Source organism: Vibrio sp. Y42_MX_L11, assembly GCF_024181785.1.
In the GTDB taxonomy this organism is placed as follows: Bacteria; Pseudomonadota; Gammaproteobacteria; order Enterobacterales; family Vibrionaceae; genus Vibrio; species Vibrio diabolicus.
Window position 1 is genome coordinate 1 of the sequence record NZ_JAMZAP010000031.1, and the last position, 16410, is coordinate 16410.

Annotated in this window: 16 protein-coding genes, 2 tRNA genes and 1 riboswitch; of the genes, 12 read left to right on the forward strand and 6 right to left on the reverse strand. The window is 45.7% G+C overall.

The annotated features are described in order from the left end of the window. Positions 1 to 40: 40 nt before the first annotated feature. From NL643_RS21545 to thiH, 10 genes are all read left to right on the forward strand, one after another. Positions 41 to 117 (forward strand) — tRNA-Asp (locus tag NL643_RS21545). Between the two features lie 61 nt (positions 118 to 178). Continuing rightward, positions 179 to 255, forward strand: a tRNA-Trp gene (locus NL643_RS21550). 226 nt (positions 256 to 481) lie between these two features. Then, a complete protein-coding gene (locus tag NL643_RS21555) occupies positions 482 to 1864 on the forward strand; it encodes a multicopper oxidase family protein (protein ID WP_253645151.1) in 1383 nt (460 codons plus the stop codon). A gap of 123 nt (positions 1865 to 1987) precedes the next feature. After that, positions 1988 to 2371 (forward strand): fluoride efflux transporter CrcB, encoded by a 384-nt coding sequence (crcB, locus tag NL643_RS21560; protein WP_145533217.1) that lies wholly within the window; start codon positions 1988 to 1990, stop codon positions 2369 to 2371. Between the two features lie 60 nt (positions 2372 to 2431). Beyond that, a riboswitch (TPP riboswitch) is annotated at positions 2432 to 2530 on the forward strand. 164 nt (positions 2531 to 2694) lie between these two features. After that, positions 2695 to 4635 carry a phosphomethylpyrimidine synthase ThiC gene (thiC, locus tag NL643_RS21565; RefSeq protein ID WP_005397069.1) on the forward strand — a complete coding sequence of 647 codons (1941 nt, stop codon included), beginning with the start codon at positions 2695 to 2697 and terminating at the stop codon, positions 4633 to 4635. Further along, a complete protein-coding gene (locus tag NL643_RS21570) occupies positions 4635 to 6050 on the forward strand; it encodes a thiamine phosphate synthase (RefSeq protein ID WP_253645152.1) in 1416 nt (471 codons plus the stop codon). Before thiC ends, NL643_RS21570 begins: the two co-directional genes overlap by 1 nt. Then, a complete protein-coding gene (gene thiF, locus NL643_RS21575; protein ID WP_150916008.1) occupies positions 6037 to 6810 on the forward strand; it encodes a thiazole biosynthesis adenylyltransferase ThiF in 774 nt (257 codons plus the stop codon). The genes NL643_RS21570 and thiF overlap by 14 nt, the downstream gene beginning before the upstream one ends. A gap of 38 nt (positions 6811 to 6848) precedes the next feature. Continuing rightward, positions 6849 to 7103 (forward strand): sulfur carrier protein ThiS, encoded by a 255-nt coding sequence (gene thiS / locus NL643_RS21580; RefSeq protein ID WP_253645153.1) that lies wholly within the window; start codon positions 6849 to 6851, stop codon positions 7101 to 7103. Between the two features lie 5 nt (positions 7104 to 7108). Further along, on the forward strand, positions 7109 to 7876 hold the full coding sequence (locus tag NL643_RS21585; protein WP_253645154.1) for a thiazole synthase: 768 nt from the start codon (positions 7109 to 7111) through the stop codon (positions 7874 to 7876). A gap of 33 nt (positions 7877 to 7909) precedes the next feature. Further along, complete coding sequence (gene thiH, locus NL643_RS21590) at positions 7910 to 9022, forward strand: 2-iminoacetate synthase ThiH (protein WP_253645155.1); 1113 nt, start codon at positions 7910 to 7912, stop codon at positions 9020 to 9022. Between the two features lie 121 nt (positions 9023 to 9143). On the opposite strand, the gene NL643_RS21595 is transcribed toward thiH, so the two are convergent. Both NL643_RS21595 and NL643_RS21600 read right to left on the reverse strand, forming a co-directional pair. Beyond that, on the reverse strand, positions 9144 to 10934 hold the full coding sequence (locus NL643_RS21595; protein WP_253645156.1) for an aminopeptidase P family protein: 1791 nt from the start codon (positions 10932 to 10934) through the stop codon (positions 9144 to 9146). 202 nt (positions 10935 to 11136) lie between these two features. Continuing rightward, on the reverse strand, positions 11137 to 12078 hold the full coding sequence (locus NL643_RS21600) for a LysR family transcriptional regulator (protein WP_253645157.1): 942 nt from the start codon (positions 12076 to 12078) through the stop codon (positions 11137 to 11139). A gap of 107 nt (positions 12079 to 12185) precedes the next feature. Here NL643_RS21600 and NL643_RS21605 point away from each other — a divergent pair, with 107 nt between their 5' ends. Both NL643_RS21605 and NL643_RS21610 read left to right on the forward strand, forming a co-directional pair. Continuing rightward, positions 12186 to 13379 carry a multidrug effflux MFS transporter gene (locus NL643_RS21605; RefSeq protein ID WP_005397036.1) on the forward strand — a complete coding sequence of 398 codons (1194 nt, stop codon included), beginning with the start codon at positions 12186 to 12188 and terminating at the stop codon, positions 13377 to 13379. 91 nt (positions 13380 to 13470) lie between these two features. Next, a complete protein-coding gene (locus NL643_RS21610) occupies positions 13471 to 13755 on the forward strand; it encodes a hypothetical protein (RefSeq protein WP_005397034.1) in 285 nt (94 codons plus the stop codon). Between the two features lie 27 nt (positions 13756 to 13782). Here NL643_RS21610 and NL643_RS21615 read toward each other — a convergent pair whose 3' ends face one another. The 4 genes from NL643_RS21615 to NL643_RS21630 form a co-directional block, all read right to left on the reverse strand. After that, positions 13783 to 14238, reverse strand: coding sequence for a DoxX family protein (locus tag NL643_RS21615; RefSeq protein WP_012841278.1), 456 nt, complete (start codon positions 14236 to 14238; stop codon positions 13783 to 13785). Between the two features lie 10 nt (positions 14239 to 14248). Beyond that, positions 14249 to 15007, reverse strand: a complete 759-nt coding sequence (locus NL643_RS21620; RefSeq protein ID WP_253645158.1) for a DNA-binding domain-containing protein — start codon at positions 15005 to 15007, stop codon at positions 14249 to 14251. Next, positions 15004 to 15873: a DUF692 domain-containing protein gene (locus NL643_RS21625; protein WP_253645159.1), complete on the reverse strand. Its 870-nt coding sequence runs from the start codon at positions 15871 to 15873 to the stop codon at positions 15004 to 15006. Before NL643_RS21625 ends, NL643_RS21620 begins: the two co-directional genes overlap by 4 nt. 82 nt (positions 15874 to 15955) lie before the next feature. Further along, the gene (locus tag NL643_RS21630; RefSeq protein WP_031780600.1) at positions 15956 to 16216 is read right to left on the reverse strand and encodes a DUF2282 domain-containing protein; all 261 of its coding nucleotides are present in this window, start codon (positions 16214 to 16216) and stop codon (positions 15956 to 15958) included. Positions 16217 to 16410: the final 194 nt, after the last annotated feature.

Sequence of the window (16410 nt, forward strand, 5' to 3'; positions counted from 1 at the left end):
TTTTGGACACTTGCTGATTACAAGCGAGTGATACCACTGCGGAGTGGTAGTTCAGTTGGTTAGAATACCGGCCTGTCACGCCGGGGGTCGCGGGTTCGAGTCCCGTCCACTCCGCCACTTAATATCGACAACCTCGCCCATGCGAGGTTTTGTCAAATCTAGAATATAAGAATTCTACAGGGGTGTAGCTCCAATTGGCAGAGCAGCGGATTCCAAATCCGCGTGTTGGGAGTTCGAATCTCTCCACCCCTGCCATATATCGAGGCTCTGACTTAGGTCAGAGCCTTTTTTGTATCTGCTTGCATCCCACCTATATGCCTTTCTGCTGCCTGCTGCCTGCTGCTCTTTGTAAGTATTTATTAACTCACCAACCTATTAGACTAGTCGTTATAACCAAGTGCTCCGAAATGTTAGCAATAAATGAGAATCATTATTTATATTTAGTTACACTCAACCGATCTGGATTAATGGGTAACTATGTATGGATATATCTCGTCGACGCTTCCTTCAATCATCCTTAGTGATCTCCGCGCTTACTGTTCTACCTGCATGTTCTCTATCTAGGAGTACTAATAAGCAGGGGCAGTATATATACGATATCACTGCAGAGCCTTCTACGGCTGAACTAGTGCCCGGTTTCAATACTGAGGTATTAGCTTTTAATGGGCGTATACCTGCACCTATAATTCGTTGCCGACAAGGGGAAAAGGTAACAATCAACTTCATCAATAAGCTATCAGAGCCGACGACGATTCATTGGCATGGCTTGAGGATTCCTATTGAAATGGATGGAGTTCCGTTTTTAAGCCAGGCTCCTATCATGCCCGGAGAGACTTTTACGTATGAGTTTATTCCGCCAGATGCAGGTACGTTTTGGTATCACCCACACATGAACAGCGTTAAGCAGCTTGGTATGGGGTTGGTTGGGCTAATAATTGTTGAAGAGGCTGAGCCTGTTCAGTTTGATGAAGAGCATGAAGTCGTCCTCAAGCATTGGCATTTAGACAAGCAAGGACAGTGGAAGAATCTAATGGTGCCGCGCTTGAGTGCACGTATGGGAACGCCAGGAGAGTGGAGTAGCGTCAATAGTATTCATGAGCCTCTTTATACGCTGAAGCAGAACGCGACTACGCGATTAAGAATTGCTAATGTCGATAACACCATTACCTATCCGATCGCGATTGAAGGCACAGAGGCTTGGGTTATTGCTATCGATGGCAATCCAGTTAAAACGCCTTATAGGCTCACTCAACACAAAATTGGTCCGGGAATGAGATTGGATATCGGATTGATTGCTCCGAAGGCTGGAGAGCGTGTTTATGTGCGTCAAATGAAAGGGCGCTTCCCATTCTCTTTGTGTGAGTTTGAAGTTGTTGAGTCTGACCTGCCAAGCAACAAGAAACTGCCTTTATTGCCTCTCAACCCTGTGCCTGATCTTGATTTGGAAAATGCGGAGCAAATCGATTATGTGTTTGAATGGGAGGGGGCGATCACTCCTGTCGATAAATCGGGCAAAGCGATACCTAAATTCTGGCTGATGAACAAACGGGCTTGGGAGGGAATGAGCATAGATAATACCCCTGCGCCACTTTCAACATTGGAGCTTGGAAAAACCTATATCTTCAATTTGAAGAACGTTACTCAATATCATCATCCTATTCATCTTCATGGGCATACATTTACTGTTCTTGAGTTAGATGGAAAGAAACTCGACGAACCGTTCCATACCGATACGGTTTTACTTGGAAAAAATGGCAGTGCCAAAGCTGCCTTTGTTGCTAACAACCCTGGACGTTGGATGTATCACTGCCATGTTATTGAGCACATGAAAACCGGTTTGATGGGGTATATTGAAGTAAAGTGACTCCTGTAACTTTTTTAATCTCAGCGTGTTTTAAATGCAATACGTTGTCGAATTCTAAAATTTCACCATCAATATTGCTTTAGTTTTGGTTACAATATCGTCATCAATAGTGTTGGGGGAATTATGGGGCAGTTTTCCATTCTTGGTTTTATTGCACTAGGTGGTGCTTTCGGTGCGTGTTCTCGTTACTTGATATCTGAACTTTGTGTCATTTTATTGGGGCGTGGTTTTCCATACGGTACGCTAACTGTTAATGTGGTTGGTTCATTTATCATGGGCTTGTTGATTGCTGCGTTCGACAATGAACTGTTGGCAACAGAACCTTGGCGACAAGTGATTGGTTTGGGCTTTTTAGGGGCACTGACGACGTTTTCCACCTTTTCTATGGATAATGTTTTACTTATGCAGCAAGGTGCGTTTCTTAAGATGGGGTTAAATATTTTATTAAATGTGGTGCTGAGCATCTCTGCTGCGTGGATCGGTTTCCAATTATTGATGCGCAGCTAGCAAAGTAGTTAAAAATTAAACAGGTCGGCTTGGTTTAACCAGGCCGTTTTTATATACTGATATCACTTGTCGGAGTGCCATGAGGCTGAGACCGTTAATTCGGGATCCGTTGAACCTGATCAGATTAGAATCTGCGAAGGGAACAAGAGAAGATATTTATACCGGAGTTCTTTCTGGTTGACCTATCAAATAGTCGAATGTTGTTATAGGCAAATTACTTAAGCTTTATTTAGCCTTAATTTGACTCCTCTTGTCGCATCTATCCGCCAAGCATTTTTATCCAATTACTTTTTATCTAGTATAACAAAGCAAGGAAAAATGCTATGTCGAGTCGCAAACAAGCGAGACTGGAAGCAAAACAGTTTATTGAAACACTCTCGGTACAGCCGTACCCAAATTCCACAAAAGTATATGTAGAAGGTTCACGTCCAGATGTTCGTGTACCTATGCGTGAAATAGCGCTAGCAGATAGTCTGATTGGTGGCACAAAAGAAGCGCCTATTTTCGAGCCGAATGAAGCCGTCCGAGTCTACGATACGTCAGGTGTTTATACTGATCCGAACTACGATATTGACCTTTATAGCGGCTTACCAAAGCTAAGAGAAAGCTGGATTGAAGAGCGAGGTGACACAGAGTTACTCGATGAAGTAAGCTCGGTGTACACCAAAGAACGCTTAGAAGACGAAACACTAGACGATCTTCGTTACGGTAATCTACCACGTATTCGACGTGCCAAAGATGGGCAATGCGTCACTCAACTGCACTATGCTCGCAAAGGTATTATCACCCCAGAAATGGAATTCATCGCGCTGCGTGAAAACATGGGTCGTGCCAAGTACCGTGATGATGTGCTGAATCAACAGCATCCTGGTCAAAGCTTTGGAGCTAATCTTCCAAAAGACATTACCGCCGAGTTTGTTCGCAAAGAAGTTGCCGAAGGTCGCGCGATTATCCCTTCTAATATCAACCACCCAGAATCCGAACCAATGATCATTGGACGTAACTTTTTGGTCAAAGTGAACGCCAATATCGGTAACTCATCGGTGACGTCTTCGATTGAGGAAGAAGTTGAGAAGCTCGTTTGGGCGACACGCTGGGGTGGGGATACCGTTATGGATCTCTCTACTGGACGTAACATCCACGAAACTCGCGAGTGGATTCTGCGTAACAGCCCGGTTCCGATCGGTACCGTACCTATGTATCAAGCGCTGGAAAAAGTGAATGGAGTTGCCGAAAACCTTAACTGGGAAGTGATGCGCGATACTCTGATTGAGCAAGCAGAGCAGGGCGTTGATTACTTCACTATCCATGCCGGTTTACTACTTCGCTATGTGCCAATGACTGCAAAGCGTGTTACTGGCATCGTCTCTCGTGGTGGTTCTATCATCGCGAAATGGTGTTTAGCGCATCACCAAGAAAGCTTCTTATACACCCACTTCCGAGAGATCTGTGAAATCTGTGCCAAGTATGATGTGGCACTTTCTCTCGGTGATGGTCTGCGCCCTGGTTCGGTTGCCGATGCTAATGACGAAGCGCAATTTGCGGAGCTTCGTACTCTTGGTGAGTTGACTAAGGTTGCGTGGGAATACGACGTACAGGTGATTATCGAAGGTCCTGGCCATGTTCCAATGCACATGATCAAAGAGAACATGGAAGAGCAGCTAGAGCACTGCCATGAAGCTCCGTTCTACACCCTTGGTCCACTGACGACAGACGTCGCTCCTGGTTACGACCATATTACGTCAGGAATTGGCGCTGCCATGATTGGCTGGTATGGCTGTGCGATGCTTTGTTACGTAACACCTAAAGAGCATCTTGGCTTACCAAACAAAGAAGACGTGAAGGTAGGCATGATCACTTACAAGCTTGCTGCTCACGCTGCTGATTTGGCTAAAGGGCACCCTGGCGCACAAGTTCGTGATAACGCGCTTTCTAAAGCACGTTTTGAATTCCGCTGGGAAGACCAATTCAACTTGTCACTTGACCCAGAAACCGCGCGCGCTTTCCATGATGAAACCTTGCCTCAAGAGTCGGGAAAAGTTGCTCACTTCTGTTCGATGTGCGGACCAAAGTTCTGCTCGATGAAGATTTCGCAAGAGGTTCGAGAATACGCGAAAGATACTGAGCAAGTTGCTGCGGACCAAGCTATCTCGATCAAAATGCTTGATGATCCTCTTGAGGGGATGCGTCAGAAATCGCAAGAATTTAGAGAGTCAGGTTCTGAGTTATACCACCCAGCAGCACATGCCGAGGTAAGTGACTAATGAGCAAAATCCTTATTCCGTCATCATTGATTGAACTGACAGGTTTAGTTCAGCAATGTTTGTTGTTGGCGAAAGAACAGGGTTTTATAATCGAAGACATTGAGTTGGGCGTGAGCCCAACTCAATCTATTCAGCTTGTTCGCGACCAACAGACCACACACATAACGACTGATCTCATTGATGGATATGACTCTGAACATGAGAGTTTATTTGTGCTTTATTACCGCTCTACTTTGTCGGTAGAAGCGTGTGCTAAGCAACCGTCGAAAGCGATTTATATTGGTATTGCTGATACTCAGGTTTCCGATAAAAAGGAGAAAGTGCATCAGCTTGATATCTGGCGTCACCCCTTTAACGACGAAGTGAGAGCGCTTTCCGTTAAGTCCAAACCCAACGCAATGTTCGATCCCGAACATCACCTTGCTTGGATAGTAGCGCTGACAGTACTCGATTTTCCTATCGAAGATGCGTTAACACTTGCTCGAGGAATGCTAACCCAACAAGCGAATGTTTCACGTGAAACACTATCGAATGACAACCTTGACGAGGAACAATCAACTCAGTGGGCTAACCAATTTGATGATTTCCCGACACCTGTACTGGAAGATAACCGACTAGGTATTCAAGTTGGTTGGTCAGCACAAGGAGAGAGTGTTAACTTCCCAACTCTAACTAAGCAAAGTCTAGGGCTCTATCCAGTCGTTGATGATGTTGCTTGGATTGAGCGTCTACTGCCACTAGGCATCAACACTATTCAACTACGAATCAAGAACCCACAACAAGCCGATTTGGAACAACAGATCATTCGAGCAATTGAGCTAGGTCGTCAATATCAAGCTCAAGTGTTCATCAATGACTATTGGCAATTGGCAATCAAACATGGCGCTTATGGCGTTCACCTAGGGCAGGAAGACATAGAAGAGTCGAATTTGGCTCAGCTAACCAAAGCCGGCATTCGTCTTGGTCTTTCTACGCATGGTTATTACGAACTACTGCGCATTGTACAAATTCATCCTAGTTACATCGCGCTAGGGCATATCTTCCCAACCACCACTAAACAGATGCCATCGAAACCACAAGGTTTGGTGCGCTTGGCTCTGTATCAAAAGCTGATTGATAGTATTCCTTATAAAAATACAGAGGCTGCTTTCCGTCCTGCAAAAGACAAAGCAGTTAGTGACTATGTGCTTGGCTTTCCGACGGTCGCAATTGGGGGCATTGACCAATCTAATGCAGACCAAGTTTGGCAAACAGGTGTTTCTAGTTTGGCAGTTGTGCGAGCTATTACGTTGGCGGAATCGCCTCAGTCCGTCATCGAGTTCTTTGTACAACTGATGAAGGAAAGACAACTAACGCTTACTGATCAGAATAGTGAATTGGCGGATACCAAGAGAGGCGAGCATGCTCACGGATAAGCAGTTCCTTCGCTATCAACGCCAAGTCGCTCTGCCCGAAATTGCTGAAGGTGGGCAAGAGCGTTTGAGCAAATCGCATGTGCTGATCATCGGTTGTGGCGGGTTAGGGAGCGCAGCGAGTTTGTACTTGGCATCAGCGGGCGTTGGTAAATTGGTTGTGGTTGATGATGATGAGGTTGATAGCAGTAACCTACAACGTCAGATCATTTATCGTGAACAAGACCTCCAAGTTGCGAAAACAGAAGCGACTGTAAAGCAACTCAATGAACTTAATTCTATGGTTCAAGTTCGTGCTCTCAATAAACGATTAGACAAAGCACAGCTGCAGCTTGAGGTGATGCTAGCGGATGTGGTGTTGGACTGCACCGATAACATGCCAACACGCCAGTTAATTAACCAAGTTTGTTTCGAGCAAAATACACCCCTCATCTCAGCGGCGGCAATTGGTTGGCAAGGGCAATTTGCTGTTTTTGATTACCAAACACCGAGTGAACAAGAAGCAGAGAGTAAAGCCTGTTACCGCTGTTTGTATCCGTTTGACGAATTACCACAAACGCAAAAGTGCAGTGACAGCGGTGTCGTTGGTCCGGTGGTGGGCACACTTGGCAACTACCAAGCGATAGCAGCAATTCAAAAACTGGCGACGGGAAAGTTTCATGTTGAGACTGCTAAGTTACATCTGTTTGATGGATTGAAAATGCAATGGCAAACCATGGCGATAAGCAAAGACAAACAGTGCCAAGTGTGTGCTCAGATTTAGCTTACGAATAATGGGCAGAATTAAGAGAGTTGGAAGCAATGACGTTATCAGAACAACAAACAACACAAGTGACCGATGCTGACTTAGATGTGATCACGATTGTCATCAATGACCAGTCACATCAAGTTGCCAGTGAGTCGAATCTACAGCAAATCATTAGCCAACTTGCGCTGCCTGAAATGGGCTGTGTTTTTGCAATTAATAACCATGTTGTGCCGCGCAGTGAGTGGGCTAGCACAGTTCTTTCACAGGGAGATAGCATCTCTTTGTTTCAAGCGATCGCAGGGGGTTAAAGTCGATGCTTAAAATTGGTGATAAACAATTCGAATCTAGACTGTTCACAGGAACAGGGAAGTTTGCCAACAGTCGACTAATGGCAGAAGCGATTAAAGTGTCGGGTTCTCAACTTGCGACTATGGCGTTGAAGCGTGTGGATGTGAACGATCAACAAGACGATATTTTGCTGCCGTTAGTACAAGCGGGCGTGAACTTATTGCCGAACACCTCAGGTGCAAAGAATGCTAAAGATGCTGTGTTTGCTGCACAACTGGCGCGAGAAGCGTTGGGTACTAACTGGCTAAAACTGGAAATTCATCCAGACCCGAAGTACTTGATGCCCGATCCTATTGAGACACTAGCAGCCGCTGAGCAACTGGTTCGTGAAGGCTTCATTGTGCTTCCTTATTGTCATGCTGACCCGGTTCTGTGTAAACGATTGGAAGAAGTAGGCTGTGCTGCAGTCATGCCATTAGGTGCGCCGATCGGTTCCAATAAAGGGATAGTTTCTCACGACTTCCTAGAGATCATTATCGACCAAGCTAATGTTCCTGTCGTTGTTGATGCGGGTATTGGTGCTCCTTCACATGCCGCGCGTGCGATGGAAATGGGCGCGGATGCCGTGCTCGTCAATACTGCGATTGCAGCTTCGAGCGATCCCGTTGCGATGGCGAAGGCATTTAAGTTGGCGGTAGAGTCGGGGCGTATGGCTTATGAAGCCGGACTTGCAGGTAAGGTTTCTCATGCGGTTGCGTCGAGTCCACTGACGTCATTTCTAGATGAGCTTTAGTCCTAGGTTGATTAGCTATTAAGCGAGGAAAACATGAGCTTCGTTGAGCAATTTAAGCAGCTTAATTGGGATGACATTTCGATGTCGATCTATGCGAAAACAGCACAAGATGTTGAGCGAGCATTGAATAAATCCAAGCGTGATTTGGAAGATTTTAAGGCGCTAATTTCACCGGCGGCAGAAGCGTACTTAGAGCAAATGGCGCAGTTGTCATACTCGGCAACTCGCAAGCGGTTTGGCAATACTATGTCGCTTTACATTCCACTGTACCTTTCTAACTTGTGCGCCAATGCTTGTACTTATTGTGGCTTCTCAATGGAGAACAAGATCAAGCGTCGTACCTTGAATAGGGACGAAGTGGCAGTAGAAGTTGAAGCCATTAAACGCATGAAGTTCGATAGCGTATTGCTGGTGACTGGTGAACACGAAACCAAAGTGGGCATGAAATACTTCCGCGAAATGGTACCGATGATTAAGCAACGTTTTAACTATTTGGCGATGGAAGTACAGCCACTTGATCAAGACGAATACGCTGAGCTCAAGACATTGGGTTTGGATGCGGTGATGGTCTATCAAGAAACGTATCATCCTTCGACTTACGCTGAGCACCATCTGCGTGGCAATAAGATGGATTTCGAATACCGATTGGATACTCCCGATCGTCTTGCAAAGGCGGGCATCGATAAGATCGGTATTGGTGCTTTAATAGGGTTGGAAGAGTGGCGAACAGATTGTTTTTATGTGGCAGCGCACTTGGACTATCTTGAGCGCACGTATTGGCAGACTCGTTACTCAATTTCTTTCCCACGTTTACGTCCTTGTGAGGGCGCGCTCCAACCCAAATCAGTCATGACGGATAAACAGCTTGTTCAGTTGATCTGCGCTTATCGTTTGTTGAATCCAGAAGTGGAGTTGTCATTATCGACTCGTGAGTCACCCAAGTTTAGAGACAACGCATTGGCTTTAGGCATCACCAGTATGTCTGCTGCATCGAAAACTCAGCCGGGTGGTTATGCGATGGATGATGTTGAGCTCGAGCAGTTTGAGATCAGCGATGAACGAAGTGCGGGTTCTGTGGAAGATATGATTCGAACCAAAGGCTTTGACCCTGTATGGCGAGATTGGCACTCGGCGTATTCTGGTTAAGCAACAAATAAAGCCAATGATCATCGTCATGTTTCACGTGAAACATAGTAAAAGAAAGAGGGTTGATGCAAAACATCAACCCTCTACTTTTTTCTAGCTTCTAGCTTCTAGCTTCTAGCTTCTAGCTGTGTGCTACAGGTAGCGTTGCCTGACGAAGCCACTCTTTAACATCACCTTCGACTAGCGGGCTGATCTCATCCCATACTTTCTGGTGGTAATCATTCAGCCAAGCAAGTTCTGGACGAGTTAGCATATCAACGTTGATGTTGCGTTTGTCTATTGGGCAGCGTGTTAGCGACTCAAATGACAGGACAGGGAAGTCACCGTTAGTCGGTGTTTCAACAACAAGCTCTAGGTTCTCAATACGGATACCAAACGCATCTGCACGGTAGTAACCTGGCTCGTTTGATAGCACCATACCTTCTAATAGAGGCACATCAATTTGCTTCTTCGAAATGCTTGCTGGGCCTTCATGCACACTTAGGAAGTGGCCCACACCGTGGCCAGTGCCGTGATCGTAATCGTAGCCTTCCGCCCATAGGTGCTGACGAGCTAGAGTATCGATTTGGTAACCACGTGTGCCTTTCGGGAAACGAGCTCGAGCAACGCCAATATGACCTTTCAGCGCCAACGTAAATTGCTTCTTCATTTCTGAAGAAGGTTGACCAATCGCGATAGTACGCGTGATGTCGGTAGTGCCATCGAGGTACTGACCGCCTGAGTCCACAAGGTAAAGCGTGTTCAGTTCTAACTTACCAGGTTCAGGTTGGTTCTCGTGATTGTAGTGACACATGGCCGCGTTGCCGCCCGCGGCTGAAATGGTATCGAAGCTGAGATCCATTAGCGTAGGGTCTTCGCTACGAAATGCTTCCAGTTTGTCTGCTAATGTCGCTTCGTCATGCAGGTTACCAGCAGCAACTTCCGCATCTAACCAGCATAGGAACTTGCTCATTGCCACGCCATCGCGGATATGACACGCCTTCATACCCGCAATTTCAACCGCGTTCTTCGCCGCTTTTGGCATCAGACATGGGTCTGCTGCTGCAATCACGGACGCACCAGAGTTTTGTAGTACTAGCTTAAACCAAGCGTTACTGATTGCAGGGTCAACTAATACCTTTTTACCTGTCATGGCTTCAAGGCGAGATTGAAGTGCTTCTGGGTGGTGAACGGTCACACCGGTGCCTACGTGAGCGTCAAAATCAGCAGGTAGACGAGCAGGTTCGAGGAAGTATTCCACGCTTGAATCTGAGTGCAGAATCGCGTGAGAAAGCAGAACTGGTAGGCGTGATACATCCAAACCACGTACATTCAGCAGCCAACAAATAGAATCTAATGCTGTGATCACAGCGCTATCTGCACCCGCTTTTTTTACCAGTTGGGCGATCTCTTGACGCTTACTCTCACTTGATTGACCGACGGCTTCTGTTGGCATCAGGCGAACATCAGAGACAACAGGCGCAGGGCGGTCATGCCACAACTCATCAATTGGGTTGTTGGTCAGAATATTTAGCTCAAGCTTTCCAGCCAGTTTGGCTTGTGCCATGTCTAGCCAAGCTGAGCTGTGCATACGAGGATCAATTGCGACAGATGCGTTTGTTGGCAGGTTGTCTAGAACCCAATCTAAAGCTGGTTCTTCAATAAGGTGACGATATTCAAATAGGTCACCAGGGACTTGCTTGGTGACTTGAACGGTATAGCGGCCATCAACAAAGATAGCGGCTTTGTCTTTGGTGATTACCGCAGCACCAGCAGAACCAGTAAAGCCTGTTAACCAATGTAAGCGCTCGTTGTGCGCTGGGACGTATTCGCCCAAATACTCGTCCTCGTGCGGAACCAGTAGGGCATCAATATTATGTTGTGCAAGCCATTCGCGAATCGCATTCACGCGGCTGAGAGTTTCGTTGTGCATCTGTTTTATTCCTTCAAATTACCGCTCCTTCATGCTCAGGTGTGGGAGCTGTTTCCTTCTGCTTCATGCAGTTTATGATCAACGCAAGTTTGCAATGACTTAGGTTGAGTCGGAGTACAACTAGGCCATAGATGAGCCAAAAAGGACTACGACAGTTAAGCTACTCATTTTACCCGCTAAGCGCAAATTGAGAGCGGTATTTTTATCTAAGGTGATCGGTTTTTTGTGTGATCATCGTACGTAGCCAACTCAATGCAGGGTCGTTTTCTCTGTCTCGATGCCAGAATAAAGTGTATGCCATAGGTGGAAATTCTAGCGGGAGTGGTAGTACGACCAAATCAAGCTGTTTAGCAGCGAGCTGCACAAAATGGCTTGGAGCGGTAAAAATAAAGTCAGTGTAGGAACATAAACTTGCGGCACTATTAAAGTCCGGAACGGTGACGGCAATATCGCGGTCGGCTCCAATATCGGCAAGACGATAATCTAACAGCCAACGGTCGTTGCCGTCACAACGCACTTGTACGTGACGCAGGGCGAGATACGCTTCGAGGTTCCAAGGCTGTTTTAATGCTGGGTGATTTTTGCGAATAATACACATCTGGTGATCTCGATAAATTTCCAGTTCGCATATGTCATCGGGTGGCAGCAGAGTCAGCTTGGCATCATTAATATCGATGTCTTTTCCAGTTAAGCCTAAGTCTAGCTCGCCACGTTGCAGCATTTTAAAAGTATTATCGGACCAAGGGTGAGTGCTGATCGTCACCCCAGGGGCTTGCTGAAAAATCGCCGGTAAGAAATGGGGTAGAATCAGAGGGTAAACACTTTCAACCGCTGCTATTTGAAAACGGTATTCGCTACTTTGTGGAGAGAACTCTTCTGGTTGAGTCAGTACTTCTAACTGGTTTATCAACAGATCCAGTTTAGGTTTAAGAAACAAAGCGCGCGGTGTTGGTGTTAATCCATGCGAGTTTCGGCTGAAAAGTGGGTCATCAAATTGGATGCGCAGTTTAGCTAGTGATTTGCTCACGGCAGACTGACTCAAGCACAGTCGGTGGGCGGCTCGGGTGACATTTAACTCTTCTATCAAAACTTTAAAACAGACCAATAGATTTAAATCGATACGAGCCAGTTTTTCGACGTTCACGGTGAATTTCCTCTAAGGAATAATGCTCATGATTATACATCATTTCCATTCATATCATCAGATGATTAAGCTCTATCCAAAGTTCTTTATCCAATTCGGAGTGTTGTGTGCCTAGCCAGTTTTCTAATAGTAAAAAACAGATGGCGTTATTGACCCTTTTGGTTCTTTTCAGTCCTCTTGCGATTGATATTTATCTACCTGCTTTACCTCTTATTGCTTCCACTTTTCAGGTCGATAATGCGCTAGCACAAGACACGATCACTTGGTTCTTATTTGCGATGGGTGTAGGGCAACTGTTTGCTGGCCCTTTGGCAGATAAACTCGGACGTCGAACTGTTGCATTGGGCGGTATCACCATTTACGCGATGAGCGCTTTATTGGCGTGGAGTGCTCAAAACATTGAGTGGATGTTGGTTTCCCGACTGCTACAAGGCTTAGGTGCGTGTGCGACATCGGTAGCAGCCTTTGCAACAGTTCGCGATATCTTTGGCCCGGAAAAAAGCGGCAAAATGATCAGCTATCTTAACGGCGCGATTTGTTTTATTCCGGCATTAGCTCCAATTCTAGGTAGCTGGTTAACTCAGCAATTTGATTGGCGAGCTAACTTCAGCTTTATGGCTGGCTTTGCCGTTGTGTCCGGTTCATTGATGTTTTTCATGATGAAAGAGACCAACCCATCAACGGAAAAGCAAGCCGTGTTTAAGCTCAGCCGTTATTGGGCAGTGCTTAGTACGCCATCTTTTGTTTTCCATGCGTCATTATGCTTGATGGCGATGGCGGTTATTCTTGCTTACGTTACCTCAGCACCGTCGGTATTGATGACGGGGATGGGGTTGTCGATGAATGAGTTCACATTCTGGTTTGGTGTAAATGCAGTGATCAATATTGCGGCTTGTATGCTTGCGCCTAAGTTTATGGAGCGCGTTGGCACGCACAACACTTTGGTTACGGGGATCTCGACTCTGGGCCTCGCAGGTGTGATTATGCTGGTGATGAATGGTCAGAATACCGCGCTTTCTTTCATGCTACCTATTTTCATGTCGTCAGTGGGTTTTGCATTCATTCTGGGTGCAGCAGCAGGGAAAGCATTGGAACCGTTTGGTGACAAAGCGGGTACGGCTGCGGCACTGCTTGGGTTGTTCCAAATGAGTGGCTCTGGTTTGTTGGTTGGTACGTTGCAGCGTTTATCTTTGGAACCTCAGACACTGATCGCAATACATATGTGGGTTCTGTTGCCTGCGTTGGTGGTTCTGTTTACAAAAGCAGGTAAGAACTGGCATTCAAGCTTTGCGAAAGCGTAAATCAGTGTAATTTAGTATTTTCCAATGTAAGTAAGGCGTGTATATTTGTCGTTCAGACTTTTCCTGACACCATAACGGAACTCAAAAAGTAATGTCGTTAACCACGTATGAAATGGCTCGTATTCTAGAGCAAATGGAAGATTCACCAGAAAAGGTGATGTTTGGCAAGTTGCTTAATGAGCTGGGTAATCAAAGCTCCGAGCGTATTCGTAGTGCGGCTAAACAAGTACCTCTGCCAATTTTGCGTGATATCGTGTACCAATTCCAGCAAGTGATTGAGTCGCGCAAAGGTGAACAAGTTGAGCTGTTGGCAAAAGATCTTGCTCAACAGGGCATCTCAGCTGATGAGCTTCTTGCTTACTTAAATAAACAATAAAAAGTCCCCGCCACTGCGGGGATTTTTTTATCGCGTCAGCTTGTTCTTTATAACATGGTCAATAGAGATAACTCCCGGTCCCCATACGATGACCACTAAAATCATGAATCCCCACAATTGATGGTCATAGAACCCTTTTTCCCACAATACCGGGTAAGAGATGACCGCGATGATATTGAACACAAACAGAATCGCAGCCATCGGGCGGGTAATTAATCCCAACGCTAAAAATACTGGCAGAATTAACTCGGCAGCCGTTCCCATGTAGGCCGCTAACTCCCAAGGCAAAAGTGGCACTTGGTATTCCAATTCGAATAGATACAGCGTGCTATCCCAAGAAGAAACTTTGATTAACCCTGAATTGAAGAACACCCATGCAACCCACAAGCGACAAAAGAGAAGTAGTAACGGGACAAAGCCAGCTTGTAAGGTATTGATCAAGTCGTCGTACCGATTGACTAAGTTTTTAACCGTATTCGTCATAGAGTGCTCCTTAGATTGATTTCAATGTAAAGCCGTCAACGAGATCGAGTGCCATGATGCTATTAAGGTGAACGAGCAAAGCTTTGGGTATTTCGCTCAAACTCTGCTTCTGCTCTAAACATTGCAGCAGTTGAAAAACATCGGTATCGAGTGCGTGACATTGAGCTTCTCCATTGGCTTGAATAGAGATGACACCTCGCTGTAATTGATTGATATTGAGCTGTTCAAACTCTTGGTGTTGAATCGCATGAAAGAGATCAAATACGGCGTAGTTTGAGTCAAAGCTGCGACTGCCAGTGCGCAAATGAAACACCAATTGAGGTTGTTGTTCTTCCGTCACTTGGGCAAGTGCAGATAAAGGGATTCGATTTGGTTTTTCGACTTTCTCATTCTGTATTTGTCGAGCTAAGTCCATATGCCATTCAAACCTTGCGACTTCAGGAGTGTACGGGGCTTGGGTCATGACCTGACTAAACTGCATAATCGTATCTTGAAAGCCTGCACCATAATGTACGACATTACCTTCTGCTAAGGGGTGAGAAAGCACGTGTTGGCGAGCAATTTGATCGAAGCATTCTTTTCCAACTAAGGCTTCAACCATTGGGTAGGTCGCTGCCAATACCTCACTCAAGCTGATGATAAAGTTATTGCGGTAAATCTGTATGCGTTCATCTGCTGTAAACTTGTCACTCACAATGTCGCATTCTTCACCGAGCGCTTGATAATGTAGGGCTTTAGCAAATTGACTCTGCAAGGTCGCAAGATTCATGACGCTTTCCTTTTGCTCTTTTGGTCAATCAAATGGTTTTGCTGCAATAGTGAGGATGCTTTTTCTGCTTCGCCAAGGAGGATTTCTGGTGCAGGAATATCCAAATCCCATTCAATCAGCGTATGGCGAGGGCCGTGTTTTTGTGTCCAACTGACGAACAGCTGCCATACTTCATCACTGACGGGACGGCTATGAGTATCAATCCAAATCTCACCTTTATCCAACGTCTTAATAGTAAAACCTGCCAAATGAATCTCGTCGACTTTGTCGGCTGGAATCGCATCTAGGTATGTGTCGCAATCAAAACCGTGATTGAAGGCGGAAACATATACGTTATTTAAGTCGAGTAATAAACGACAGTCGGTGCGCTTTTGCACTTCGGTAAGAAAATCCCATTCGCTGATGGTTGAATGGTGAAACTTCACATAACTAGATGGATTCTCAATTAAGATTTCACGTTGTAGGTATTCTTGCACTTCAAGCACGTTACGAGTGAAGACTTGCAGCGCTTCTTCCGTGTAAGGCAAGGGAAGTAGATCATTGAAGTAGTGACCACCATTTTCACTCCAGCTTAAATGGTCAGAGACGAAGAGCGGGTCAATTGTATTTATCAATGCTTTTAGTTGCGCTAAATGTTTCGTATTCACACGTTCCACCGAGCCCAGCGATAAACCAATACCGTGGCAACTGATGTGGTAGTGCTCGCGTAATGCTTGTAGTTGATGGCGCTCTACTGAGTTGGGCTGAAAGTAGTTCTCGCTGTGGATTTCTAGCCACGACAGCTCAGGTTTGTGTTGGCTAAAATAATCGAGATTAGGGGAACGTAATCCGACGCCAGCAAGAGGATGGAAAGAGTGATGTTTCACGTGAAACTCCTTTTCTGATTGGCGAGTAACTGGGGGCGTTGGTTAAAGTGCAACGCGCCCCACAGAAACTTGTGATGTTGAGTTATGAGCCGCTGGTGCTACCGCCAGCCAATTTGTCACACAATCCTTTAGGAACGACAACAAAAGCATCTTTTTGGTTGTCTTCTTTAGAGGTGCCCGCGCAAGAGCTGTTTTTCGTTGCGCAGTCATTTTTACCGGCTTTCGCCACGCCATAACACTTTTCTTTTTCTGCTGCGACAGCAGGGGCTGCGGTGAGCATGGTGCCACCAAGAGCAAGAAGTCCAGTAACAGCAGCAGTAACAGCAAGATTCGATTTTTTCATCATAATTTCCTCTGAGTGATTTCCTTTTACTTTCATTCGGCAAGTCGATTCGCCGTTTGGCGTACAACCTTTATCCACTTGCTTAAATTAAAAGATAGAGATGAGGCAGAAAAACTTTCATAAAAATAACTCTCGCGAATGGTTTTGGGGTGATTACCTTCGTTAACTCTTTGAATGAAAGATTAAAAAAACAA